Raw genomic sequence first — 26125 nt, forward strand, 5'->3', positions numbered from 1 at the left:
GACCCGGCGGATCGACTCGTGTGGACTGAGGGCAAAGGCCAGCCTCGACTCTCCCAAGACGCTGCTATGCCGCAATGCGCGAAACGGAATGCACAGTACTAAACACACATCGAAAAAAGGGCAGGACAGACCTACGCTGGCAGCCCATCATCGGTTCCGGGCGCGGCTTTCACCAGCAGAACACGCTTCTTGCGACCTAAACGGGTCACAAATACAACCTCCTCCGATCCGTCCTGGTTAACGACATACTTCAGGCGGCGGATCGAAAAAATCTGGCCGTCAACCGAAACTTCCATGCCGTCGTTTGATAGGGAGACGTTGCTTAACTCCTTTTCCAAATGCGCGAGGATTGTTTTCAAGGATTGCACTTCGAGTAGCCTTACCTCTTCCACAATTTGTGCGAGGGTGATTGGCTCAAGCCCGCCTTTCTCTCGCTCTTCGTTGAGCCTCCGCATTGTCTTCCGTGTAAAATAGTAGCCAAGCGTGGCGGTGATAGTCGCTGTGGCACCGGCAATCGCCCATCCCACTGGCGTCAGGCCAAGAAATGTTACTGCTGGCGCAATGCCCAAAGTACCTGCGACCCCGCCAAGGCCAACGGCAGTTAATGCCGATCCGACCCCGAGCGCTGCACTGGACGATAACGCGGTCAAAGTACCCGTCGACCCCAGAATACCCGCTGCTGATATAAGCCCAAGACTGCCCAGTAGTGTGCTATTGCCGAATACAAACGCTCCGATCCAAGTGCTGGAAATAGTACCTGCCAAGTACCCCGCCGCTCCAGTAGAAGCGATCCAAGCGCCTGAGGAATGAAGGACTGGTATTGCTACGGCGAAAACAGGCAAAGGCATGTGCGGCTCCAATTTTTTCTAACAATATTGAGAAGATGGGTATGCGCAGGCTGATGTTCAAGTTTTCGTGAAGTGCCTTCTCCAACTATGGCATGCGCTCCTCGTGCGGCGCAGATTTGGCGTTGCTCTCGTCAGCATGGTCGCTGAGGCGGCGCAAACCGCTTTTGGCCCAAGGCCGAGCACCAGCTAATCTTACTCGCTAAGAGCCGGTCTGTCAGCGCACCAACCCAAGAAAAGATCGACATCGGGTAGGTGTACTGGATCGGACAAAATACCAGGTTTCGCACACGGGACACCTAACCATTCTGAGAACGCTTCAAAGTCTTCAAACCATGCGTGGCGCGGATCGAACGAATGGACAAGCATGATGGCCTTCGAGACGCCGAAATTTCTGGCTTCGAGCAGCGCCGAAGCAGACCTGTGCAGGAGTTGGTAGCGCAGATTCCCAATAGCGGTGAAATCACCGCCAAGAAGGTCGACAAGACCCTCCAATCGAACCTGACGGTTCGGAGTGCCGTTGTTCCAATCCGAAACCACGTCGCCGAGAGTTTCATCGACTTTTCCCTCAACCCCCAAAATAAAGCTACCCCCCTCGGCTTTACAGAGGGCTAACAAGTCTGTTTGACTGGCTTTGCCGCGGCCAGGTATCTTGGTCTCGCGCTCAAAGTGCCCATCGACAAGCTTTGGATTTCTGAAGTCTTTTTGCGTCTCAAGTACGTTTCGAACTTGGTTCGGTATACCGTTGACATCCATCCAGCTGTGAGCCAATTCGTACGCCGAGCGCCCCTTTCGCCAGTGTCTTTCACCACCACCAAGGAATGGAATAATTTCTTCGGGCTTCTTTATAGCCGAGCCATTACAAAAGAATAAAGTCATGTGCCCATTTGGAATGTTGGTTGCCTTGCTTTGCAAGGGAAAATTTGACTAGGGTCGTTTATACCCAAAAGAGAAAATGCGTTGAAAGAAGCGCTTTCAAGCCAAGGCTCTGTTGACAGGCGCAAACTGCGACACCTAACCGAAGAAGACATTTATGGTTCGGCTTACTTCGAGGTTGCTATGGACTCTTATCGGAGACTGGGTGGCGTAAATGCGGAATTTCCAGTCAACCCGCGGGCGACTTGGGATATTGAATTTGAAGGCGTTGCAATCGAACTCGACGAGCAGCTTCACTTCAACCGCTATCGTGCTCTGACCCTTTCTGAAGGTGTATATGGTGAGCTAGAAAACTTTCCTTTAACCTCCTACCTGTCCTTCTGCTCGCGGCACGAAGAAGAATGCCTGCGCGCTGGCAAGCATGGAAAGAGATGGACAAACATGAGTTGCGAAAAGCAATTTAGTGCCTCGCCACCCAGGAGCTGTTTGAACGGCGCAGGGCCTGCACGATGGCGGCAGCGTGCTTTCAGCGGCGCTCGCATCTTCTGTTGCCTTGGCTAGGATGCCCTCTAGCGCGGGAATATCAGCGGATGCTCCAAGATTGTCGATTTTTAATTGAATCTCGACTAGATCCTCCGTGCAATCCTCTGTCGACCTCGATGGCTGGGCTAAACGAACTTTACAATACAAGTCCGCGGTCAAGATCCTCCCACCCTCCCTCCGTCAAAAGAAAGGGCAAAGACGGACGACTTTTGCGCCGCCCACAGCAGGTTCATCCCGCCGCTACTGTGGTCGACTTTCTCTCCGCCGTTCTCAGACATAGCGGTCGTAGTTCCGCTCACCTGTTAGCTCGCACTCGACTGCTTTGCCGCGAAGGTAGTTCACCATCCAACGTCGTGCCTTAACAATTTCCTGATACGTCCACATGTTCAACCGATTTCGCCATCGGTCCACGCGCATAGACAACAGCCTCCAGGTCAACGCCGGTCAGCGAAAAAGAAATTGGTCTAGCCCTTCCAAGTCGAAACGAAGCTGTCTCGCAGGTCCATAATCTCAGATGGCATTTTGTTGTTAGCCGCAAACCCCAGGAACGTTGCTGCTCGCGTGGAGCCGACGTAAAGATACCGTTGGAAAAGTTCAGGGACATCGTGGCGAAGTTGATCAACTCCGACAAAGAACGCGGCCTCAAACTCGAGGCCTTTGACATGATGCACTGGAAACACTCTCACTTCTTCATCACGGCCTAAATTTCCAGCTTCTTCATGAGCCGAGACAGGAATGCTATCCAGAAGCCCTTCAAGTCGCTCTGCCAAAGGTTTTACATCATCAGCGCGCGGCACTAAGACCGCTACAGATGGAAGCCGTTCATTCATTCGGTCAATTTCTTGAATGCGATCAGCGATCCAACTCGCTTGTGCGTCTAAGTCTCCCTTTGCTTCAAACATGGCTGGTTCGAAGCCATCATGAAGACCAAAGGTCGGCGCTGCTGAATTCGGTTCCGCGCCCAACCATCTACGTCGCATCAAATCAACAAAACCTTTAAGCTTTCTTGACTGCCGATATCCAATCTCCACCTCACGGGTTGAAACACCTGGAACAGCACGGTGCAGAGCTTGAGAAGTCTTTTATACCCCGCTCAGTTAGGCGCTGATCAAAGTCACCACTCATGAAAAAAGAACGCACTTGAGGGTGCGCGAGGTGGTACATTGCTGCGAGTTGAATCTCCGAAAAGTCGGTCGCTTCATCCACATATACTTGATTTCGTAGTTTATCTGCAAAGGGCCGAAGTGCGGACCAAAACCTTACGTCGGTATCTGCCCGAGGCAGCAATGCGCGCACAGCTCTCAACTTAGTGAGTATTAGGGCGTCAAACTCATCTCGATCAATTTTTTCTCGGGCCACTTCTTCTTCGCTGTACCATTCAGGTTCCTGCCTGCGAAAAGACCTGTAACGAGAACCCATAGAGCTAAAGTAAACCGTACACGCACGGCTTATGCGAGATGCACCGCTCAGAATTTCTAAGTCGCCTCCAAGTTCACCGAACTGTTCTTTGCCCAACACCTCTTCACCAAGAAAGCCCATTAGGGCTTCGTATCTACGCGGCGGTTTACGTTTGCTGTGCAAACTGCGAGCTTGTGCATTCAGTGCCTGCCTGATCACCGCGAAAACACGGTCTTTTCTTGTTCGCGACGTCGGACTTTCCTCTAACTCCAGATCGTCTTCCTCATCGACCTCTTCCTCATTTGCAGCGGAGCTAGAAGCTTTTTCGATATCCTTAACCAGCGCGTCTAACTTCCTGATATTGTCACTGTCCAACCGGCCAAATCGATCAATTCTCCGGTCAAGCAAGTCTCTCCACTTTGTACGAAGGGTGCCTCGAATCTGCTCCAGCTCGCCACTAAGGGAGGACAGTTCTTCAAGAACAGAGAACATACTGACGGCGCTTTCATCGTTCGTGATGTCTGAAATGCGTCTTGATAGTAAAATCACTTCTGTCTGCCGTGACGTCTGAAGTCTGGTCGCCGCGTTCTTCAGTTCCTTCAAGTGTTCTTCAGCTAGCCACTCTTCAAACTTGGCCATCCATTCAGTGGGTGCAGCATGTACCTTGGGCGCCAAATGGCGAGCTTGCTCGTCAAGAACAAATCCTGACCGGTTATTCGATTTGCGAAGGAGACGTGCCTCCTCACGCCCGAAATCCACACTAAACTGAGACCAAGTCCAAACGCGATCTTTGGGTGCTGGAACACCCTCTCTGTTAAATGCCTCCGACAGATATCCCTCCAAAAGTTCTGTTGGGGTAAACATGATCCATGACTCTGCATGGTGTTTATCTGGGCTGGCGGCTCTTTGAACAACGGCCTGCTCTTCTGGCGTTAGAAATGAAATTTCGTTCTTTTGAGCCATCCGACGAATTAGCGTCGTGGTCTTTCCTGAACCCGGAGGACCGGAAATCATCAACTGACTTGAAAGGGGAAGCCTGAAGATTTCATCTTGGACTTTGTCCAATACAGCCTGGTCTCGGAGACCTGTTCCTCTCAAAGCACCGCGAGTTGACCTTGGCTGGGTTTCCAGCTCACCTTCTAGAGCCTCCCAGCCATCTGATTGCACCTGCTCAAAGTTTAGGTGATCAAGCAGTGATGACAGTGATTTCGGCGTTTCCTCATCCCAAAAAATGTGTGCCGGTCGTGAATCCCACACTTCTGAGAGATACTGAGGCGTAACAACAAACTTTGAAACGACGGTGAGTGTTTGGCCATTCGGGAGATCATACTCGTCTCCTGGCTCATAGGTCGCGAGATGCCCGATTGGAGACATGGAATGAGTAAAGTAACGTGCGATACCATCCACTTGTGCCCTTCGGGCGAAATAATAAACTCTTCTTTCCCCTTCCTCAGTTTCCGCGAGCAGCGCAACCACCAGCGGCTCTTTCGAAAGTTGCCTGTATTCTTCAGACTTACGCGTCCATTCACGTTTTGCGTCCCTAGCCGCCAGTGGATGGTTAAAGTCTTCTGCCGGGATGAGAACTCCTGGATCCGATATTCTTTCTTTGGCTGCGTCTGAAATGAGCTGCAACTTGTCTAGTACTTCGAAGCCAGCATCCCGCTCTGATTGCCACCCCATTTATATCGTCCTTTCCGTCTCCCTCAGTGGGTGAATTTAGGCATCCTGATGTAATCATACAATGCTGAATTATAATGAAAATTTGACCATGTAGGGAATGCGTACCGTCGCGTGGATTAAACAAATTGGTTCGCTGATATCTAACTGGGACAGTCTGTGTGCGACTGAGCACTTGTCTCGCAGGACAAAAGCTCCGACAGGGCGTGACCTTAAGATTTGTTACCTTTAGTTCCTTTATTCGGCTTCATGTAGACCATACACGCAGCCCCGCCAACGTGTTGACCAACCTCATTTGTTCCAATGTTGTACATGGCGTCTCAACCAGTCTTGGGGAGGCAAAGACAAGGCTCAGGCCCTTTGCCCGGCTCACGGCAACATTCAGACGTTCCCTCGAGAGAAGAAAGTCTAGTCCGCGCTGTGTTTCCTCGGCGGAAGAGGCGGTCATCGATACAAGCGCAATTGGCGCTTCTTGGCCTTGAAACTTGTCCACTGTGCCCACCCGGACACCGGGCAATGCCTCTGAGAGTGCATTGACTTGTGCGTTGTAGGGTGCAACTACGATGATATCGTGACGCTGGATTTCGCGCGTATTCCCAACCTTGTCAGTCCAACTGCCTTCCAGAAGCCGCTCGACCATAGCGGAGATGGCAGCGACCTCCTCTTCGGCTTCCTGCGCGCGCCCTTCATGTGCGATGGGCACCAGAAACGCTCCAGCATGCGGTAGCCCGTCTACGTCGACCTTTTGCCGCGTCGTTTCCTCGTGTGCTTGCAGCGTACCTTCGTAAATCTGCTCCGAGATGTATTTGCAGAGATCTGGGTGCATACGTCGCGTTGTATCGAGATAGACCCCACAGTCCTCTGAAACGACAGCCTGGTCCCCGATAATCCAATCGAGGCAAGACAGGTGTGCCGGGGAAGGATGCGACCCTTGGATGACTTGCGGCAATTGTCTGGGGTCTCCCACTAGAACCAGATTGTCCGCTGCTCGCGTCATGGCAAGCGCATTGGCTAAGCTGACCTGTCCCGCCTCGTCCACAAAGAGGTAGTCGAAACTCTTTTCCAAGTCCGTGCGTGAGAACAACCAAGCTGTCCCGCCAACGATATTGGCACCTCTATGGCGACTGTCGTCGGGCTTTGAAGACAACTGAATAGCCTCATAGCCTTCAGGAAAAGGGTCACTCCCAGCCTTCCCCTTATAAACAATCTCAACACCATCGCCGTCTAGGTTGCTATCTTCCAACGCCTCGACACACCCCATTAAGACGTTCTTGATTGCCTCGTGGCTGTTGGACGCTACACCGATCCGCTTGCCCTTTCGCACCAGGTGCAAAATCGCGCGTGCCGTTACATAGGTTTTGCCTGTGCCAGGTGGCCCTTGCACCGGCAGTACCGTATTATCCATGGCATCAACGGCAGCACAAAGCCGCTGCACTGGATCACCTGATGCAACCAGCGGTGAAACCCCACGAAAACGTGGCGTTGAACGGGTTAAAAGATCTGTTGCTGAGTGATTGATCCTATCGCTGCATTGATCATCGATCACAGCGGCAATTGCCTCTTCAATCGCCTTGGTCTGAAGTGCGAAGGCTGGCAGCAAGTCCAACTGTTCAGGCAGGTCAAACCCTTGCCTCAAAGACACCTTAACCGTGACTTCACGCCGTTTTTTGTCAATCGCAGTGATTGTAAGGCCAACTACCGTACCATCTCCACGCGCAGCAGAAACACTGTTTCCCTTGCGCAGTTTCGTGGCCTGATAGGGGTATTTGTAGAGCCGTTCAGTAGACTGTTTGACAATGTGACCTGGCGCTTGAGCCCGTAAACCAGCAAGACACTCCAGATCATCCGCCAGTTCGTCAAAAGTTTTTTTGACGGAATCAAACACCGCCCAGGCAGCAGGTTTTTTCTCCCGTGGATGAAACCGGCCCAAATCAAAGAGAACCTTTTGGCGATCCTCCGGCAGGTCGCTTGCCGCTAGCTGCGCTTTAAGGCTTTCCTCTTCCGGGTCGGAAGGGTCTGTCTCTTGTTCTAATTTGGGCGCAGATAGAGAGTTCCATATCGCATCACCCGGCCGTTGCACCAAAAGCCAATCCCGAAGCTCCTGTGTCGAGATGCAATCGATGCGGTTGTAATCCTCAATCTCGTCCAGAATTTTCTGATCATTGCTCTCCCGCCATTCTTCATAGGCTACCACTGACCCGCCGGCCGTGGTTACCTCACCGCTCCGTTCCACGGCGTAAAAAGCCTCCATGTCCTTGATCGAATAGCTTTTCTCCGACGCTACAATCCCGCCGCGTACCACAGCGTATAAGTCCACGAAGCGCCCCTCACGGAGCCATTGATCTAACAGCGCCTCACCCACGCCGTAGCGCGTGCAAAGCTTCCTTAGCGCGGTAATCTCATATGGGGCGTAGTGGTAAATCCGCGCCAGCGGATATGCTGCAAGCCGGTCAGTGAAATAGGCAAACAGGTCTATCAGGGCCTGCCTTTCCTGCGCATGATCATGGGCCCAGAAGGCCGTGAAAACCCGCCCGTCCCAGATGCCGTGCAGATACTCTAGACCGTCAGCCTGTCCCTCGCGATAGAACGGGTCACCTTCGATATCATAGTATAGATCGCCCTCCTGAGCCTCCGGCAACAGGTCAAATCCTTTGCCTTCAACCCGTGGACGCAGTTCCGCTCGCGGCTCACCCGATTTGCGCGCCTCTTGCAATCGCGCTTGCGCACGCAACGCACCCAGCGTCTCGGCAGCGATGTTCGGCACATGTCCATCGCTTTCGGCCAAGCCCCGCATGGTATTGATCCCAGCACTTTCCAGCCTTTTGACCTGCTGTTTTGAAATCCCTGCCACTCGGAACAGACTGTCTTCAGTCTCCCAAACCTCGGCACAATGCTCGCGCCACCGACATAAACCACAACTGCTGCACGGCACAGGCCGTGTCGCACTCGGTTCGGCGACAAACCTCTCCAGCCTTCGCCGCGCCGCCCGCGCATAGGCTGAATACTCACTCAACCGAAAACTGAACCGTTCCCCTGTGCCAAGTTCCACATGCGCTCGGTCAGGCGCACGACCCTGCACCGTTGCTATCAAATCGGAATAAAGAACCAGTTGAAGAACATGCCCTGGCGCGGGTTTGCGCTTCAACTTGGTATCCGTCACTTCATAGGAGAATGATCCCAACTCGGATGGCAGGTCAACTCGTTCCAAAAAGTCTGAATACCCACCCCACATCCCGCCTTCCAAGGCACCTTGAAACACAACCTCAGACCCTTCGGCCAGGGCTGCAAGTGTCGCTTCCACGGCTTGACTAAACGGCACGCCTTCGGTTGCGACTTCAATGATCGCCCGGCCTTGAGACCGCAACCGGTCCAGATGCGCGGCCTCATGAGCATCGCCATGAGCTTGCAACAATGCGGCATCGGCACTGTCTTGAACTGGCTCCGCCCCCCCGCCCTGCAAATACGCCAAATCCAGGGCGCTTGCATGCGCGCAGCCCATGAACCGCATCAGGTCCGAGGCCGACAGCCGTATGTCCGCTCCGTCCCGCTTCAAGCCGCATCGTCCGCCTGGTTGATCGACAATAGATCACCGCCCAATCCGCGGAACGCCCGTTGCCGACAAGAAAACACGATGATCTGCAAATTGCTCGACCGCAAGGTCAATGCGTTGAACATCTGCTCAATGCGGTCGTCATCCGTATAAACTATTGCATCATCGAGGATGAGTGGCGCTGGCCGACCCTGCTTGGCAAGGATATTGGCGAATGCCAGTCGCACCATTAGAGAGATTTGCTCTCGCGTACCGCCCGAAAGCACCTCAAAGTCCTCTTCCACGCTGCGTCGGGTGATCCGGATTATTGTGCCGCTTTCCGCATCAATCTCGGGTTCTGCGTCCGGCCACAGCATCCTTAACAGCGGTTGCAATTCATCTGTCACCGGTCTGACATGAGCCTCCAACGCCGCTTTACGCGCCGCATCTAACGCCGCCTTGAGGCGCCGGTTCACTTCCACTTCGAACTCAATTTCGGCTAACCGCGCCTCGGCAGTTTCCAACTGGCCCTCGACGAAAGCGAGTTCCTCCTCCGGCGCATCCGAACTGGACAGCCGGATTCGTTCAGTCAGTCCGGCGAGCTCACGCTCCAATTTCTCGCCAAGGATGCGGCTGTTTTCGATAACGCTTCTGGCGCGATCAACGGCAACCTTTGCAGCGTCCAGGTCGATGACAGCCTCCCGCAAAGTGGCCAAACCATCCCGCGCCTCGGTCAGCTCTCCGACGAGCTTTTGTAGCGTCTCATCTTGACTGGCAATCTCAGCCTCCGGGTCCTTCACACCACCCAGCGCCGTTTGTGCCGCCTGCATGAGCGCTTCGGCCGATGCCGCCTCCCTCTGTTCAGACTCTAGCGTATCTCGGAGGGTATCGAATGCTTCTTCCGCGGCGCTCAATTCTACAGCGGCGCCGTGCAGCGCCTCTTTGGTCTCAGCTTCCGCTTTCTCCGCATCCGCGAGGACCGGCAAGTCAACATCTGTTTCTATGGCATCCGGCAGTTCCGCCAGAGCTGCACGCAACCTTTCGACACCTTTCGGCGCAATCGCTTTGAACTCGGCCTCCTTCGTGCGCAGTTGCTCTTCCCTTGCCGTCCTGATTTGTGCCGATGCGCGCGCCGCTTCGACGGTGGGATATCCGGAGCTGGCCAAAGCTTGATCCAGTACCTTCTGCGCAGCACCGACCCCACCGCCTTCAGTGCTGTCACTGGGCGTTATCGACATACGCCCGACGCCCGAAATCTGAAGGTTAGTGACTTCAGTGATGGGATGATCGCGATCCCCCTCAACGGCTTCTCCACGCCACAGAACTTTACCTGCATCTGCCCCGTCGTATGTGACGCGCAAAATCGGCGCCGCAGCTTCTCGCGCCCGTTCTGCCACTGAAAGCGCAGTTGCAAGCCCTTCCAGCTGTTGCAGCCCCGTGGTCGAAATCTCCTGACCAATTTCGGCTTTCAAGGTTTCGATCTCACCGCGCAGCGTCTCGGCATCGGCAATCTGGCGCGTCAGTTCCTCGCGCCGAGCGACAGCCCCGGCTGAAGCCTCGGACTGCATGACCAACTTCAGCTGTTCTGTCGCCGTGTTGTGCGCTGCCTGAGCCTCGCTCTGGGCCGTCTTGGCCTTTTCCCGACGGCCCCGCGCCGTGTCAAATGCCCTCTGCGCTTTCTCTGTTCGCTCGGCGGTTCTTTTGACAGAACTTTGGGCTTTGGCCAGTCCTACAACGTCCAACCGCAACTTTTCGACCTTCTCTCGCGCTCGGGTCTCCTTGGCCTCGAGGGTATCGACTCGGCCTTGTGCAAGCTGCACATCCGCGTCCTGTTTTTCCGCCTCAGAGAGGCGCTTTTCGGCCTCTTTCAACCGGCCCAATCGTGCTGTTGTCTCTTCTTCGTCCCGAAGCTCCGCCAGCTCCGCTCTCACAGCACGACGGCGTTTTAGTGCCTCCTCCAACGCAGTTACCCGCTCCAGCACAACATTGCGATGGCTGGTAAGGCCGGCGACAGTCTCGGACGCCATTTGCAACGGCCCGCCGGTTTTAGGCTTACCAGTTGCGGTTACATTCGCCTTCAGAACCTCCTCGCAAGCCTTGGCAGCCCTGTCCATTCGCCGCCCGACCGTCATGGACTCCACTTCGCCGGTGACCAGCTTCATGATATCCTGACGGGCGGTGTTTTCTGCACTGTCGCTCGACACTTCAACCACGCCCTGGCGGACCCAAAGCAAGGCTGCCGGACCACCTTCTTTTGGCGCAGCGACCATGCTGGCCAGGGTATCCTCAGCCTGCTCACCCTGCGCAACCAAGACCCCGTCTTTCGTAAGGCTCGCTTGCTTGCGCTTGCCAGAGGAACTCCACCGCTTGAACAGCGTCCAAGAGGCGCCATCCAGATCGAAACAGATTGTCACCTCCGGATCCCCCCCCACCCTCGGGGTCAGCCCCTTGATCCGTTGGTTTTGCGACCGGTGACTTTCAAAAAATCCGGCCTGTAACGCATCGAAGAACGTCGATTTTCCGCTCTCGTTTGGAGCCGACAACACGTTTAGCCCCGGTCCAATGTTGTCGATGGTCACAGGTTCAACAAAGCGGCGCACATTTCGTAAGGATATGGATGTAATCATCATAACTCAGCCCTGCCGAACCAGTGACCACAGCCGGTTCAGTGCCGCCTGCGCCACGCGCGCATCGTGCTCTGACACTCCCTGACCTTCTGCTTCGACTTGCAATTCCTCGGCCGCAACTCGGAGCGCCCCACCGGTTGCAATAAGGTCCAAGTCACCGGCCTGGTACTCCGTCGCGAGTTCGTCATCGAGCAACACAAATCGCCCGAAATCTGGAGCGACTTTGGCCGCCGCATCCTCCAGCGCTGCACGCTCTTCCATGTGCAAGTAGCCTTGTGCTTCGATCCGCAATAGTTGGTCGCGCCGCTGTGCCGTTTCGGGATCAAGCAATGCTTCAAAAGCTCCCACGACGTCCATGTTGGGCATCAGGCTCAATTGTTTGGCGCTCCAATAGAACCGTCCTGTTTCCACCCGTTTAATCGAAGGTACAGCCCCTGAGCCTGCAATCGTCACGACATGGCATGACCCGCGCCCTTCATGTCGGTACGAGTCTCGTTCCGGTGTGCCGGAAAACTGGGTGCGCGGGTTCACGTCAACAACGCCGTGCCAATCCCCCAACGCCAGGTAATCCAGCTGTGCACTCTCGGCTCGGTTCGGCGGGATTAAAGTGGATGCGTCGTAATCGTCGCCAAAATCAGTGATTCCGCCATGCGCCAATCCAATGCGCAGCGCATTTTCGGGGGTCTCGGCCTCAGGCATCCAAGCAGTCAGGTCTTGGCCAGGAAACTGCCGCGGCCATGGTGAAGGCAGCACCCAAACGCCCGCCTCGACTTCTACGGGTTCGGCCTCACGTAGGACATGAACATTTGGCCCCGCCTCCTCCCCAAAGAGCCGCCAAAGTTCTTCGGCGGCTAACGAGTCATGGTTGCCAGGAATGATCCACCAATGCACATCGCCATCCGCCGACATCTCTGTCGCCGCCTGACGACGCACCCCATCGCTCGGCCCGGTTGTGTCAAATGTATCCCCAGCGACCAGAATATGCCGCGCTTCATGGTTCCGCGCCGCTTGCACCAAACGCGACAACACCTCGTGACGTGCCTCAATCAGCCGCCCTCGTAATTCTTCGGGCATCGTCCCGAAACCGCTTCCCAAGTGCAGATCGGACGTATGAACAAATGTAAAACCAACCATCTCTTACCCTCATCGAATCGAATTGACGTGGCCTCTCCCCAAACACCCAACTTATTTGACACCTAGGGGCGTCAAAAGCTGTCATGCCCTCGCGACTGAACTTAAACCAAGAACTTGACGCGCCGAACAAATTAGGAACAAACTTACGGTAGCGCCTCGAAATCAGAACGCCGCGCGACATGGACCAGATCCCGCAACGCCTTTGGTGAGACCACCTCGACCTCATCCCCCCATTGATATAGATGCCACGCCATTTCGAGCCACCCTCCTGCTCGAAACCGCACTTCGAGCCGACCATCGCCGAGCCGTTTTACGACTTGTTTGGGATGAAACTGCCAGTTTGCTGCTCGGTCCGCCGCTGCCTTGCTGAAGATCCAAACCACTTCAGTAACCTGATCAGGATTGTGATAGGAGCCAAACGCCGCCTCTGCATAACTCGAAAGGTCGAAATCAGGTGCTCGTTCGAACCAATCCTTCGTCACTTCAGCATCTTCGATACGGTCCAGCCTAAAATGACGTAGATTGTTACCTTTAGCCGGTTGTCGCGCCACGAGATATCGGCGCGCTCCCAAAAGAACGCCGTATGGCTCCACCAACCGCACTTCTCCACCATATACGATACGCATCACGTTGAAGCCCCGGATCGCCTTTGCTATCGCTTCGACAACCTCACGATCTGCATATGCAACAGGCCCCGGCCTGGCAGCCATGCCAAAGGCCTCGAGCGCCGCCTCGGCGTCTGTCTCCGCTATTCTCGCCTTTGCAGATGGCAACGCCGCCAACAACCGATCTCGCAGCGCTTGCAAAGCCTGCCTTTGCCTTACGTCCCCCGGTTCGTCTAACCGCGACAAAGCGACTTCAATCGCCTCTAGTTCCTCGGCCCCATTCAAGTGCAACCCGGCTAAAGCTGATGAAGTTATCTTCCATCGTCGTATTCTGTCGGGATCGGCGTCATTGACCGATACGCTATCGCCAAAAATCTCATGTAGCGCCTGCGTCATTCGCTGTGCCGTTCGCTTTGCGACACCAAATTCTTCTTCAATCTCCCTCAGGCTAACACCCATGTGTCGGGACATTGCCATGTCCGCCAATCGCAAGATATCCCGCGCCTTTTCAAAAGACATTTGCCCTCCTCATGAGTGAAACAGGAGCATTAGTGGAAGCGCGCAGCGCGGTTAAGCGACTGGAGTACTAGTTCGCTGCCGGCCAGATTTCAGTCGCCAGATTCGCGAGATACTCACCTCTCGAGCGAATTTCTTCTTCGTCCCAAGACGCTTTCTCCGCCACTTTTCGATTAAGCGTTAAATTGGAGTGCTCTACAAGTTTCAGGGCTTTTTCTTCAAATCCAAGGTTACCGAGCGATTGGTTCAGTCTGTCCGTTGTGATCGTCAAGTTCCCAAGTGTTTGGATAGCCTCTTCACGCTCAAAATACCCCGGCACATCACTGTCCAACTCAGCGACGAAATGGCCGTCCAGCGGCCAGTTCGGTTCCCAAGTTTGCGGCATGATGTGTTCGACCCACAACGATTGCGGTCGCATTGTTTCTTCAGTCATTGATGTGCGGCTTGCCAGCTCTAGTGACCAAAGAATATCAGTGAGAATACGAGACGGCACACGACCGTAAGCGCGTTTTTCAAGAATACTGCTTACTAGTTCCGCGTCACCTGGGAACCTCGTTGTATCCATGGTCATCCCTGCAAAAAATTCTCGCATGACCTCGACTGAGACTCCTTCCCGATGGAACGCGTCAGCTAACCTTGCGAACAGCTGATTGAGGTTCTTGGCCGTCAAGTCGCATAGGATCCGACGAACCAAAAAACTGTCCAACCATTTTGCAACCTGCCAACGTTCGTCTGAATCTAGATCAGAAGCGGCGATCTGAAACGCGATTGGGTATGCTGTCGTGTTTTGCCAAAGACGTAGCCGCTCGCCGAGCCATGCAACGTCTTCAGCTCCTTCACACCGATCTTCCAAAGTTTCATAGGTTGGTACGTGCTTCTGTAGGACGGCCAGTTCTTCTTCAACTCTCTCATACCGGGGTCGTCTATTGGGCGCGGCCCAGGCTCTGTACTCGGCGTAAAGCTCACGGACAGTTATCCTGTTTCCGGTCTCAGCTGTCAGAACCCCTGCGAGGAAGTGGTCAATGCGTGGGCGAGCCGGGCGCGCATTTGGAGCGTTCTCTCGCCACCATCCATCGTCAAATGGCCTCCAAACCTGATTATATAACGCTTCGGCAAGTTCGCGGGCATTATCTTTGCCACGGTTTTGAGCCTCAGCCCGGTGAAAAATGTTGTTCCTAACTAGGTCCATGGCCAGGAGTGGCTGACCTTTAGAGTTCAAGGTTTCGAAGATTACTTGTGCATCGTCCTCTGGACCCAGCGTGATCACAATGAGCTTGAGGTGGAACACGAGCGCCTCCAGGAGCGCATCGAGTTCTTCTTTTTCTTCCTCTGGACCCGCTTCGTCGCCTTCAAAGGCAGCTTCACTCTCGTTCTCTTCATCTATGTCTACTTCGAAATCATCTCCCGCTCCGCTCGCGGCGAACTCTTCAATTTGCGCGATAAAATACTCATAAGCCCGAAGTGCGCGGACGGGAGTATTTTGTGGCACGCTTCCTCGCCAGTAGTACCCGTGATGTTCGTTTCTCACATCCTGGTAGGGCATTTCTAGAATGTCCAAAAAGACCAAACGATCTACTGGAGTTGGTGTCAGCTTGAAACGCGCAAGGGGATCCGTATCCGCTCTACCGGTCTGATTGAAAAGGTACTCTTCAATTTGATCGATGAGCGCGACATATCCTTTATTGCGAGCGACCTCGCGCATTGCAGAGAGCAAAATCAGAAAGGTGGTCAAACGTTGTTGACCGTCCACAACCTGCACGGTCGGCGTGGCTCCAAAAGATCTTGCCGTGGCGTCAGGTGCCAACAGCAACGCGCCCATGTAATGGTCAAACCTCGCATGTCCCTCCAAGACCTCAGTGGCCTTGGCCACTACGTCCAACCAAAATGCGCTGGTTCTACCATCGTAGTTCTTATGGTCGTGCCATTGATATTGCCTTTGATAGAGCGGAACAACAAACCGTTCATTTCGGCTCAACACATCTGTCACTTTAAATTCGCGTGCATCCATTGCTGGCCCACTACCTCTCGTTCACACCAAGGCTACTCGCCTTACTAAAACCTATATTGGGTTCGTTGACTTCCATTGAAGGAATTGAAACCGTCGCTATGTGGCAAACCGGCACTGGATCCAGCTCTTCTTGTTCCAAGGTGAAGGCATCCTCGCTAGCAAGCCACGCGATCAGCTCCCGCGCCGGGGAGTTCTCGGAAACTGAGATTGCCTTGGCGGAGCGGGGTTTTCCATGTTTGCGCGCCAGATCAGGTGACATTTGATGCAGAGAAACAGGAGCTTTTGAACAGCATGCAACAGCATCTGCAATTGCAGCGCCAGCCATGTCGATATCCCCCCAATGAAACACGCCTTGGGTGACATGTTCTGAAAGCTTCGCGATCAGCTGCTTCTCTCCGAATCCCGGCCAGCCGCCCGTATAGAGTACTGCTGTATTAGGGGTGAGGGCTTCTGCGACATAACGATTGAAGCTTGCGTAGTTTTCAATGGTCACGAGCGCGCGTAGTGGGCTGACCTCAAGCGTGTCGATCATTGAAGGGTGAATGCCCAAATGCAGCTTTCTGTCGAAGTGCGACTGCGCAAAGGGAATATCCGCAGTAAACTGAACGAGGTGTGCGAACTTTTCTAAACCCAGATCTGAGTGGATCATTTCGTCTTTGACATCAACGCCGTAGAGATCGATTGCGCGGAGCTCTGCAAGGATTCTCGTCAAATGGCGCTCAATCAGTTTCGAGTCTCCGCATTCCACTCGGGAATACGTTCGTAAGTCTCGACCGTCGGTCACATCTTTCGAGAGCGCCGCCCCGTAGGCCTTGAGGTATTCTTTCACGGGCTGAAGGTCATCTTCACTCATACGGTGAGGGCGCTTGTTCAATTCCCATTGCTCCAATAGTCGCTCCATGGCCTCTGACGCATTTCCTCGGTGTTTTTCGGGCAATGTTTTCAGAAATCTCTCCAGAGTGCTCCTGGCACCTGCCAGCTTGCCTGCTTTAGGTGTCCGGCCTGTCATATTGTAAAGAACATCCGCGTCAGCCAATACGACGCGCTTCATCAGGTGCGATAGGTCACCCTTGTCCATCTCGACATGGACAGCCCCTATACGCTGAGCATGCTGGATAGCCTCTTGAAACTGTCTCTGCTTGTCGGGGTCCCGGAAGGCCTGGAAAACAAACTCTCCGATCTTGGGACCTAGTCGGCCATCCCGCTCAGCCGCCTCATGACGGTCGAGCAGTTTGGCAAACAGTTCCCCTGCAACCCGGTGTCGCTTCCTGGCGCTCATTCAGCTGCCTCTGTCGCCGCGTTGAGAGTGGGAAGGCGACCGATATGTCCGGACTGCACCTGCTGGCGGAAACCATCGATCCCAAGATGCTCGGGATTGGCTTGTCGAAGTTCCTTCTTGGCCCGGTTTCCAATCTTCTCCACGTCAATGAAGAGTTCCGGAACGCCCGGGGCCTTGGAAATGGTGACGATGGTGTCGGCCACTTCCATGAAGCTGGTCCGCTTTTCTTCGGGTGCTGCAATCAGGATTTGCAGATTTAGGTCACGATAGAGGCGAATAAGTTCCTGTGTGCTGCGGATATCAAGTTTATTGAATGCCTCGTCGAAGCATACGAGACCCATCCCCATGCTCTCGCCCGGACGCGCATTTGGGTAGTAGGCTGCGGCCATGGAGGCGGCGATAGCCACGTAGTAGGGGGTCTGCTTCTGTCCGCCTGAACCCTTGCCGATCCGGTCTGTCAGATTTCCGGTCACGGCAATGTCTGTTTTCAGGCCATCCACACCCTGGTTGTCGATATCAACGTCAGTGACCTCATCCCGGGTCATGACGAGTTCGAACTCGAAATACTGGCGATAGTCCTCGAACTTGGCGGCACCTTCTTCGGATTTGAAAATCTCCCGAATAATGTCGACGGCCTGGTTCAGGATTTCGTCTCCGCCTTCCATCAGTAGGGTTTCCGCTTTGTCAGCCTCTTCCGAGACGCGTTGGGCCATCTGGTAGAGAGGTTTCATGGTGGGGTCGATCTTCCAGTCGAAGACATAGGTCATACCTTCAAACTTGTGGCGCCGGATCCGCTTGTTAAGTTTGCGCATCTCTGAGAGTGCGCCTTTGAGGTTATCATTGAGCTTGGTCATGAAGACCTCACGCACCTCAAGGCGGGTCACCTCCCGGAATTCGCTGATCTGCTTCTGATATTTCAAAAGCTCGTTGTCCTCCATGTAGAGAACATGGGTCACCAACCAGTTCAGAATGTCTGGTTCTGATTTCTTGGCGAGCTCGATATCTTCATCAAAATCCGCCAGGTAGGAGGCAATGCCCCGCATCCGGCGAGCCCGGCGCCCAGCGGCTTCACTGTTGGCATCAAGCTCCTCACGCTTCTCCTTGCGAAGCCTTTCTACATTGTCGATATGCCAAGCTTCGTCTTGTTCCGAGATCCTGTCGAGTCGCGCCTTCAACGAAGAAATTGAGCGGCCCTTCGCATGGTGATCCATGTGGTAAAGGGCATGTCTCCACCGCGTATTCTCTGAGCCCTTGTCGATCTCGGCAATTTCATCGCATTCCGCCTGATGGCGAGCGCGCGTGTCGTCCTCTTCTCTTGCCTTCTCACTGGCTTTGGTTTGCTGTCTGATCAGCTTGTTCTTGCGATCTTCCAGCTCTCCCTCCCGATAGACCTTCAGCTTGTTGATGTTCTCGCCATGTGCCTTGATATCTGCGATCAGCTCACGGACGTCATCAGACACTTCTTCATCCCGCCGACGCTCGAGGTCTTTGAGGGTATTCAGACCTTCTTCGATTTCAGCCACACGTGCGCTGGCTTCCTGGGTATCGAGTTGCCCAACAGCCTGAAAGAGTGCCACGCCGTTCTGAAGTCTCTTCATGTCGGCTTTACGGCGATCAATCTCTGATGTGAAATCCTGAACTTGGGTCTGAAGCTCGTGGACAAGGCTCTCCTGAGCGACCCGTCCGAGAATAGGAGATCCCATCCGGTTCACACGAACGGAGAACCCCTGGCTTTGTGAGCCATCTTTCATGATTGCGTCAGAGTGCTGCTTCAGCTCGTCAAGGGTGTCGACCATGACCGTGCCGCCGAACTGTGAGTCCAGGAACTTTCTGATCAGATCGTTGTCTGTCTCCAGGACCGACACGATGGCATTTGGTGCTGCATTACGCAGACCCTTTCCACGAGCGAGTTTTTGCGTGTTGATCAGTCGCACTTTCCAGTTGCGATGCTCGCGCTCATAGCCCTGACCTGTTGCCTGCTTTCGGTCTCGAAGCACTCTGTAGGCTTCATCAAAATTTTTCGGATCGACATAGATCGCCTCCTTAAAGGCGCCCAGGCGGGTCTCGAGAGCACGAACCCAATCTTCCATGCCGGGGACGACATCAACCATCATCGGCAGGGCCTCGGCGACAATACCTTCACTCACCAGGTATTCGATGAAGTCCTGCACCTGTCCGTCCAGGCCTTTGCCACCCCGTTCGCGAGACCGAAGCTGGCGAAGCTTTTCTGTCCGCTTCTCCTCAGCCTGCCGCTGCTGATAGACCATGTCTTCATACTGCGTGTTCAGCGAGACAACGACGCCTTCAGTATCTTTGACGGTCGCAATCAACCGTGAAATTTCGGCAGTATCTTCAGGGAATTTTCCGCTACCGGTAAATTCCCGGCGGATCTCCTCCAGGCGTTCAGCGGCAATCTTCATGTTGCCCGTCGATATCGGAAGGAAGCGTTTCAGGTCATCCGTATGGCGCAGAGAGGATCCCAGTTTAAGAATGTCGTTGAGCTTGCCGGCAGAGGTTTTGATAACCAGCTCCTGGCTGCCAATCTTCTCCTGCATGAGGGCTTGCGACTGAGAATAGCCGGAAGCCATCTGCTGTTCTTTCTTGGTCTCTCGCAGGCGTTCTTCACGTTCGATCTGCTGATCTACCCGGGTCCGCTCCTGGGTCAATTCCGCCAAATCAACCTCAGCTTGGCGAGTTTTGTCACTGGCTTCTGCGCTGTGGATGGCAGCGATCTGAGCCTTAGACCAGGCGGTCTGGAAGGCGTTTTCCTGAGCCGTAAAAAGCCATTCGGCGTGGCTGGCATAGGCTGCACGAAGGGAGCGCGCCTCTCCGATCTTCTTTTTCAGTGTTTCAATGGACGCAGAGATTTCATCCCAAGTTTGAAGATTGGCACGCAGTCGGTCGGTCTGGATGGGATCTTCATCCAGCACGAAGGTTCGAACGAACTCGGTCGGGTCCTTGATTTCCTGGAAGGCGATGGCATTACGAAAGCGGCGGATGTAGTCATCTGCGTTCGGCGTCGCCCCTTTCGGGCGCATCGCTCTGAGGTAGTTTTCGATAAACCCGCGGGCGGAGTTGTTGTGAACCGAATATCCGCGGCCAGATTTCTCCCGTACGCGTTCCAAAATGATTTCCGGGCTGCCGACGACCAGGGTTCCGTCAGGCTCCCGATCTGCGAATTCCTCAAAAGAGAACATAGTGCCTTCCGCGATGAAACGGCAGGTCGTGTGTTCCCGGGGCTCATCCTTGTCGGCATAGATCGTGAGACCAACGGCGCATTCGGCATTTAGGGTGTCGTCCCGGTAGCTAAGGACCAGTATGCTGTGACACGCGTCCCGCGTCAGGCCGAGGCGGATGGTGTCTTCCGTCACTCCAAGGCAATATTCTTTTACTGACCGGGTAGATTTGATCGAACTTGCGGCACGGTTCAGACTCAACTTTGAAACCTGGTTGCCCGTTTTGACGGTTTGAATGGCGTCCAGAAGCGTCGATTTTCCGGATCCCATCATCCCGATGATGGCAGTGATCCCATCAATTTCGATATCCTCCAGCTCCAGGAGGTTCCAGTTCATTGCACTGATGCGTTTCAGTTCAAACATCGGGCAGCTCCTCGGCAACCTTGGAGTTGCTCGTCACGGGGTCTTTGAGGTCTTCTTTTTCAGTCACGTCAGCATGCAGACTGTCAAAGAAATTGGTTTCTTCAGCGTCTTCTTTTCTTGAGGCATCCAGAGCTTGCTGTCGGGCAGCCTCTTCAGCTTCAACACGGTTATTCTCGATATTGGCGAACACGTCGCTCTCTGGATCTTCGGCATCCAAGAAAGCTTCGATCTCCTTCACGAGATCTGGTGTCACCAGGTGCTTGATTGCCGGCATGATCGTGACGGGAATAATCTCTTCTTCGCGATCTTCCTCGCCAACTCGGACAAACCCTTTAGCCCGCCAGAGATCCAGCATCTCTTTCAAACGGCTTTTGCTCGGTGTATCGCCACCCCCAAGGGCGGTCAGACGATCAAGAAGGGCGTCTGTATCGATCAAAATACGACCTAGGTCGTCCATTTCGCCATCTCGTGAGCTTTCCTCCCACATGATGCGCAGGGTCAAAAGAAGAAGGCTCTCATCCTTTTTTAGTTTCCCGCGGCGCGTGGCGCCATCTATATTGCCGGGCATCACGATGATGTATTCGTAGATTGAATCGATCAGCAGAACATAACCCAAACCGTGCATCAGCCGGTCGAAATAGGGCTCATGCCGGCAGATGAGCCGGTAGACACTTTTCATGCGGTCGTCAGCGTGCAGGACCTGCTTTTCGATGAGTTGACGGGCAGCTTTCTGGAACTGATCAACAATCATGTCGTCATCATCTCGTGAGACACCGTCGCCTTCGTTCTGGCGATATTTGATTTCGCGATCCAAGGCGCGCTCGAAGTCGTCCAACATCATCATTTTGAAATCTCCAGTGTTTCGGCGCGTTTTTTTATTTCGAAGTCGGAACAGCTGATCCATTCGTTCTCAAGAGACGTCGGAAGCCTCGTTATTTCCACATCATTCAGGTCATCAGGGAAGATCGTCTTGATGATCATCAAGCGCTCGAAAATGAAGAACTCATCCAGCGAAACGATTTCGATGTCGGAAGCCCTGATGGAGATCTTCTGACCCATTTTGGTATCCAAAAAGCTTCGAACGCGCTCGGGATTGACCCGTATGCGATCAATGTAATGTCGTTTGGCTGCCTCATAGGCTACCAGTGCGGGGTCTTTAAGGCGCTTTCTGGCGACAACGGGTGGCGGCACCTTGCGCGGCGGCCGCGATTTGTGGAGGGAGCCGCGATCAAAATGTGCATGGACATCCAAAACGTCGTATTTGACTGGAAATTTACTATCGCTGGCGAGTTTGGATCGCCCCAGGCGTTTGGCAGCATCAATATACTGGCCGGTTTGGTCATCTCCCATGCGGCTCAGGAAGCGGTTGATGTTAAGCACGCGCCGCTCGATCCGCGAGTTTGTCGCCTCGATCATATCGATGTGGCTGTCGATACTGCTGAAGACATCTGAAATCGTGCTGAGTGAGCTGATGATGTTGTGCTCAGCCTCTTCCAGAGAAGGGGCCCGGCCTTCACGGACAAAAGCTGTGGCCAGCACATTGACTAGAACGGCATCCTCCATCATGGCGCGTACATCCTCGACGAGATCGTGGCGGAATTGGTAGGGGCTGTTTTCACCGCGCAGCTTTCTGTAGTCGGCGATATAATTGTCGGTGATGTAATTGTGGAAAAATGTGTCCATCATGCCGGCCACACTGGATTGCCCTTTCATGCTTTGCTCGACTTTGCGTAAAGCACCCACGATGGCCCGCAGGTTTGTCATAAAACGTTCTGCATGGGCCCCGGCCCAAGTCAGATTTTCTGATGCGCTTTCAGGGTCGCGACGCACGGCGTCGACCAGGGTTTTCACTTGAAGCACTTCCCCACCAAAGGAGCGCACCTTTCCGGATTTGATGTCCAGCAACGCTTGGAGCAGCAGTCGCGCTTCACTGTTGAGATCGACAACGGTTCTCAGACCGTCTCTGCTTTCTTCCAGCCATTTGGATTTCACTAGATGGCTATAGACCGCGTAGTGCACAGGGCCGTCACGGAGACCTTCTTCTCCAGTCAGGCTGGCTTGCCATTCCCGAGCCAGGATGAAGTCTTCGATTGCGCGTTGAACCTGCTTCTTCCGCATAGTTTCCGCCGCATAGCGAAATACCTCGGTCGCCAGATGTTCGAGCAGGTCGGCATAAAACATCGCGTTCTCGGTACTGAAGAGCCTGAACTGGCTTGGCTCCAAGGAACCGAATATTGAATTAACCATCAATTGGCCTCATCGAATCGAAGTGACGTTGCCTGTTGCCAAGCGCTCGACTTATTTGACATTTCAGGGTGTCAAAAACTGTCACACCCCACCGGCTGAACTTGAACCTAAACCTTGACAATTAGAACAAATTGGGAACGAATTCGCATTGGCGCCGTAAAATCAGAATTCAGGGTGATGTCGACCATGTGATGTCAGCAACTTGTTCCGAAATGACCTGCCAGTTGAAAAATACCCGCCGTCAGAGGTATCAAAGCGAGCCTAGATATCAACCTCTGCTAGAAATTCTATTCCATAACAAATCCAGAACGTCAGAGAACGGGTGTTATGTAAACAACCTTAAAGCTGAGTGATTGGTTACAAGCAGCTTGGCCGGTCGTGCCTTCATGCCAGAAATCGACAGCTGTTAACCAGTCTTTAACGACATAGGCCCTGGAGCATGAAATGCCCTTCACATCATTATTTGAAGGACAAATCATGCCGACAGAAGCGTGCGAAATTGACAGACGCATTGTAAATAGAGCCGAGAAGATGGCTGAAGCCGGATATAACGGCACATACACATTCAAAGACTACGGTAAGCTGGGCTTGTTGTTGCGCGTGCGAGGCCATCGCGCCGTCTGGCTTACAAAATACAAGCAAAGCACCAAAACCATCGGGCAACTTTACCCGCGCCCCACAGAACGGCCGATCACAAGCGTGAAAGCCGCCCGGGAGAGAGCGGCCAACGTGAGGTCTGTACTCATGTCTCAGCCAGACAAATTTGATGAGTACATGACACATCGAGATCAAGGGCACGATCACGAGGCAGCGGTGGTAAAACTGGTGGAAATTCCATCAGGATGGACCTTGCGGCAGTGCTTTGAAGCAACTCTGGAAGACAAGCAATCTCTAAATGGCAAAAAACAGATCAAGTCCTCAACCGTCAAAGATATCAGATCCATGATGTCACGCCCCACCTGGGGAAACATCTTGGACCAGGAAGTCACCCGCCTCACCCAGGGCGATCTTGAGAAAGTCAGGGATGACACCCGAAGAGCTCACGGTGTTTCCACCTCGCTTAAAGTCGTGACTTATACAAGAGAAGCTCTCACTTGGTGTGCCAGGGAGCACAACGGCGCAAGCTGTCTTGGAGAAGTAAACCGTTGGTGGCCCAACTTGTCATCGCCAGTGATTGTGAAACCCAAAACTCGGATGCCGGCGCTGGACAAAGCGGTGAGAACCCTATGGATCGCCGAGCAGTTTCTGAACCATCCATTGCCCAAACGCCAATGTAGGAAAAATGGGGTACACCCTTGGACACTTGCCGCCTTGTGGTGGGCCGTCCTGACCTGTCAAAGAACCGGAGCGGCGTTCTCGCCGCTGAAAAGCGACCTCCTGACGGACACCTTTGCGCCGGAGAAATGGCAACTGGCGTCCTGGGACGTGGAAAGGGTTAAAGGAAAGCAACGCGTCATCCTGCCTGTACCGAAACAAGCCCTTGACCACCTGAACAGGTTCTTGAGGATGTCCAAACATTACGATGGCTCCGCAGTGTTTCTGCCTTCCGCGCAAGACCTGACCAAAAACGTCACTGGGTCAGGGGCGTATCAAATCCTGTCCCGCCTGGCCGGCAGAGACCGAAACAAGCCCGAGACCGATAGACGGGTGAGCGCGAAAAGGGAGCCCTGGCCGGATTTGCTGACGGAAGAAGGGATCGACTGGTGGTCGCCACATGATATCAGGCGAACCCTTTCGGACTTTCTCAGCGACGCAGGATATCCCGGTGGCGCCTCAGCAGTTCTGACACATTCCATCAAAGATCCCGCGATCCTCGCTTTCAGCCAAAACGACCAGCGTGTTTTTGATCGAATGAGGCAAAGCCCGGCAAATGTAACCGAGAAGTCATATGGTGCGCATTCAGCTTACATGGAACTGAAGAAAGACTCGATGGAACTCTGGGTCAATGCCGTCTTGCAAACCTACGAGGAGCAGAAGCAAATTCCATGGAAAGGGACGTCTCTAAAGAAGATGCAGAAATCCCGAAAATAGAGACCACTTGACCTAAGAAACTCTTTCAGTGCTGTCGTATGGGTTGCAACGTGTCGCCCAGATCCAGTTTAAGAACCAAGTGTAACTCCCTTTGGCCATCGCGAGAGGAGCCTTGATTGAAGACCAAACCTGACCAGGTCAGTCGAGATGCATAACGGCGCGTTTCACAAAGGCCCGTTTGAAGGCTTTTTGTTTGAGTTGGTCCTAGAGATCCGTTGCTTTCTGCAAATTTCAACGTGAGAAGCGCCGCCAGCAAAAAGGGAAAACGCCAAAATTGGGGTAATCATTGGTCTGCTGGCGAAACTCGATCACATTCGATGTGCGCCTCAATACCCATCCGTTTTATGTCCGAAGAATACCTTTGTCACATCCTCGATAATGTGCCAGGTAACACGGCTTCCATCCCGAACGAAAAGACTGTCTCCCGGTTCAAGCACACTGACCTGACCGCTCTGCATATCAATCAAACGACAGCTCCCGGATAAGATAGTCATCAATTCATCCCCCTGTTCCGTGCACTCAAAAGAACCCTTTGTGCATCGCCAAATACCGGCACGGGTCGCATGTCCAGGACCTCCAGCATCCACACGACCTGAAGCACGTGGGTGGCCTTCCTTGATTTGATAGTCACTAAGAGGGTTATCGAAGGGCCAGTCATCTAGGTGCCCCACATCATCCCCGGGCTTGTATTCAAACATCTCTAAACCCAATCGTCCTCATGTCCTGCTCCGGATATCCAATGTAAGTTGCACTAGGTCGCGCACTTCGTTGTCGGTTAACAATGGTCTTGTTTGTCTGTGACAGTGGCGTTACGTGCTTCGGCCAAATGAGCGCTCCCCACGGCGCGCTTGCACATTACCGGCAATAACCGGCCCGCTTTAGACGCGACCTCGCCGCCGAGGTCTCCAATTGCCTGTAGCGCCCATTCGAGTACCTCGCGCAATCCAGAGCATGCCCAGCCGCTATCACGGCCGCCCCAATGTCTTCCCCGTCCGCAAAACAAACACCGACCCAGCGATCATGCGTGCGCTCACCATTTAGTTTGCACTCTACGTCCTTGCCTCGAAGGAAATTTACCATCCAGCGTTTTGCGTCTTGACCAGAACGAGTGCCAAGTTCGGGCGCATCCACGCCGTTCAAGCGCACGGGAGTGCCATCGACAACAATTGTGTCTGCGTCACGTACTTGGAGACCACCCGCAGTGGCAGTCG

18 protein-coding genes are annotated in these 26125 nt (G+C 53.8%); 2 read left to right on the top strand and 16 right to left on the bottom strand.

Annotated elements, in window-relative coordinates:
- Positions 1-131 precede the first annotated feature (131 nt).
- Together ACT2B1_RS15685 and ACT2B1_RS15690 are read right to left on the bottom strand one after the other, a co-directional pair.
- A complete protein-coding gene (locus ACT2B1_RS15685) occupies positions 132-764 on the bottom strand; it encodes a hypothetical protein (protein ID WP_481668109.1) in 633 nt (210 codons plus the stop codon).
- A 276-nt stretch (positions 765-1040) separates the two neighbouring features.
- Complete coding sequence (locus ACT2B1_RS15690) at positions 1041-1724, bottom strand: DUF6946 family protein (protein ID WP_481668110.1); 684 nt, start codon at positions 1722-1724, stop codon at positions 1041-1043.
- A gap of 81 nt (positions 1725-1805) precedes the next feature.
- Between ACT2B1_RS15690 and ACT2B1_RS15695 the strand changes: the two genes are divergently transcribed.
- Positions 1806-2282, top strand: coding sequence for a DUF7255 family protein (locus ACT2B1_RS15695; protein ID WP_481668111.1), 477 nt, complete (start codon positions 1806-1808; stop codon positions 2280-2282).
- Positions 2283-2534: 252 nt separating this feature from the next.
- On the opposite strand, the gene ACT2B1_RS15700 is transcribed toward ACT2B1_RS15695, so the two are convergent.
- From ACT2B1_RS15700 to ACT2B1_RS15755, 12 genes are all read right to left on the bottom strand, one after another.
- Positions 2535-2681 (bottom strand): hypothetical protein, encoded by a 147-nt coding sequence (locus ACT2B1_RS15700; RefSeq protein WP_481668112.1) that lies wholly within the window; start codon positions 2679-2681, stop codon positions 2535-2537.
- 47 nt (positions 2682-2728) lie between these two features.
- Complete coding sequence (locus ACT2B1_RS15705; RefSeq protein WP_481668113.1) at positions 2729-3295, bottom strand: ATP-binding domain-containing protein; 567 nt, start codon at positions 3293-3295, stop codon at positions 2729-2731.
- A 1-nt stretch (position 3296) separates the two neighbouring features.
- On the bottom strand, positions 3297-5342 hold the full coding sequence (locus ACT2B1_RS15710) for a hypothetical protein (protein WP_481668114.1): 2046 nt from the start codon (positions 5340-5342) through the stop codon (positions 3297-3299).
- Positions 5343-5586: 244 nt separating this feature from the next.
- Complete coding sequence (locus ACT2B1_RS15715; protein WP_481668115.1) at positions 5587-8892, bottom strand: TM0106 family RecB-like putative nuclease; 3306 nt, start codon at positions 8890-8892, stop codon at positions 5587-5589.
- Positions 8889-11498, bottom strand: a complete 2610-nt coding sequence (locus ACT2B1_RS15720) for an AAA family ATPase (RefSeq protein ID WP_481668116.1) — start codon at positions 11496-11498, stop codon at positions 8889-8891. The genes ACT2B1_RS15715 and ACT2B1_RS15720 overlap by 4 nt, the downstream gene beginning before the upstream one ends.
- Before the next feature lie 3 nt (positions 11499-11501).
- On the bottom strand, positions 11502-12629 hold the full coding sequence (locus ACT2B1_RS15725) for a metallophosphoesterase family protein (RefSeq protein WP_481668117.1): 1128 nt from the start codon (positions 12627-12629) through the stop codon (positions 11502-11504).
- A 143-nt stretch (positions 12630-12772) separates the two neighbouring features.
- Positions 12773-13753, bottom strand: coding sequence for a helix-turn-helix transcriptional regulator (locus ACT2B1_RS15730; RefSeq protein ID WP_170385636.1), 981 nt, complete (start codon positions 13751-13753; stop codon positions 12773-12775).
- A 67-nt stretch (positions 13754-13820) separates the two neighbouring features.
- Positions 13821-15758, bottom strand: coding sequence for a DUF262 domain-containing protein (locus ACT2B1_RS15735; RefSeq protein WP_481668118.1), 1938 nt, complete (start codon positions 15756-15758; stop codon positions 13821-13823).
- A gap of 10 nt (positions 15759-15768) precedes the next feature.
- Positions 15769-17037, bottom strand: a complete 1269-nt coding sequence (locus tag ACT2B1_RS15740; RefSeq protein WP_481668119.1) for a Wadjet anti-phage system protein JetD domain-containing protein — start codon at positions 17035-17037, stop codon at positions 15769-15771.
- Complete coding sequence (locus ACT2B1_RS15745) at positions 17034-20636, bottom strand: SbcC/MukB-like Walker B domain-containing protein (protein WP_481668120.1); 3603 nt, start codon at positions 20634-20636, stop codon at positions 17034-17036. The genes ACT2B1_RS15740 and ACT2B1_RS15745 overlap by 4 nt, the downstream gene beginning before the upstream one ends.
- Positions 20629-21480: a DUF4194 domain-containing protein gene (locus tag ACT2B1_RS15750; protein ID WP_481668121.1), complete on the bottom strand. Its 852-nt coding sequence runs from the start codon at positions 21478-21480 to the stop codon at positions 20629-20631. The genes ACT2B1_RS15745 and ACT2B1_RS15750 overlap by 8 nt, the downstream gene beginning before the upstream one ends.
- On the bottom strand, positions 21477-22817 hold the full coding sequence (locus tag ACT2B1_RS15755; protein WP_481668122.1) for a Wadjet anti-phage system protein JetA family protein: 1341 nt from the start codon (positions 22815-22817) through the stop codon (positions 21477-21479). Before ACT2B1_RS15755 ends, ACT2B1_RS15750 begins: the two co-directional genes overlap by 4 nt.
- A 510-nt stretch (positions 22818-23327) precedes the next feature.
- Between ACT2B1_RS15755 and ACT2B1_RS15760 the strand changes: the two genes are divergently transcribed.
- Entirely contained in the window at positions 23328-24914 is a 1587-nt protein-coding gene (locus tag ACT2B1_RS15760; RefSeq protein WP_481668123.1) for a tyrosine-type recombinase/integrase, read from the top strand.
- Positions 24915-25240: 326 nt separating this feature from the next.
- Here ACT2B1_RS15760 and ACT2B1_RS15765 read toward each other — a convergent pair whose 3' ends face one another.
- Together ACT2B1_RS15765 and ACT2B1_RS15770 are read right to left on the bottom strand one after the other, a co-directional pair.
- Positions 25241-25612 (bottom strand): cupin domain-containing protein, encoded by a 372-nt coding sequence (locus tag ACT2B1_RS15765; RefSeq protein WP_171123510.1) that lies wholly within the window; start codon positions 25610-25612, stop codon positions 25241-25243.
- Positions 25613-25769: 157 nt separating this feature from the next.
- On the bottom strand, positions 25770-26060 hold the full coding sequence (locus ACT2B1_RS15770; protein ID WP_254920207.1) for a thermonuclease family protein: 291 nt from the start codon (positions 26058-26060) through the stop codon (positions 25770-25772).
- Positions 26061-26125: the final 65 nt, after the last annotated feature.

The organism is Ruegeria sp. S263 (assembly GCF_056780525.1).

Coding starts and splice junctions, on each gene's coding strand:
- ACT2B1_RS15710 (WP_481668114.1), bottom strand. CDS start 5,342: ATGGGGTGGCAATCAGAGCGGGATGCTGGCTTCGAAGTACTAGACAAG.
- ACT2B1_RS15725 (WP_481668117.1), bottom strand. CDS start 12,629: ATGGTTGGTTTTACATTTGTTCATACGTCCGATCTGCACTTGGGAAGC.
- ACT2B1_RS15690 (WP_481668110.1), bottom strand. CDS start 1,724: ATGACTTTATTCTTTTGTAATGGCTCGGCTATAAAGAAGCCCGAAGAA.
- ACT2B1_RS15720 (WP_481668116.1), bottom strand. CDS start 11,498: ATGATGATTACATCCATATCCTTACGAAATGTGCGCCGCTTTGTTGAA.
- ACT2B1_RS15730 (WP_170385636.1), bottom strand. CDS start 13,753: ATGTCTTTTGAAAAGGCGCGGGATATCTTGCGATTGGCGGACATGGCA.
- ACT2B1_RS15760 (WP_481668123.1), top strand. CDS start 23,328: ATGCCCTTCACATCATTATTTGAAGGACAAATCATGCCGACAGAAGCG.
- ACT2B1_RS15755 (WP_481668122.1), bottom strand. CDS start 22,817: ATGTTTTATGCCGACCTGCTCGAACATCTGGCGACCGAGGTATTTCGC.
- ACT2B1_RS15740 (WP_481668119.1), bottom strand. CDS start 17,037: ATGAGCGCCAGGAAGCGACACCGGGTTGCAGGGGAACTGTTTGCCAAA.
- ACT2B1_RS15765 (WP_171123510.1), bottom strand. CDS start 25,612: ATGTTTGAATACAAGCCCGGGGATGATGTGGGGCACCTAGATGACTGG.
- ACT2B1_RS15745 (WP_481668120.1), bottom strand. CDS start 20,636: ATGTTTGAACTGAAACGCATCAGTGCAATGAACTGGAACCTCCTGGAG.
- ACT2B1_RS15700 (WP_481668112.1), bottom strand. CDS start 2,681: ATGCGCGTGGACCGATGGCGAAATCGGTTGAACATGTGGACGTATCAG.
- ACT2B1_RS15750 (WP_481668121.1), bottom strand. CDS start 21,480: ATGATGATGTTGGACGACTTCGAGCGCGCCTTGGATCGCGAAATCAAA.
- ACT2B1_RS15735 (WP_481668118.1), bottom strand. CDS start 15,758: ATGGATGCACGCGAATTTAAAGTGACAGATGTGTTGAGCCGAAATGAA.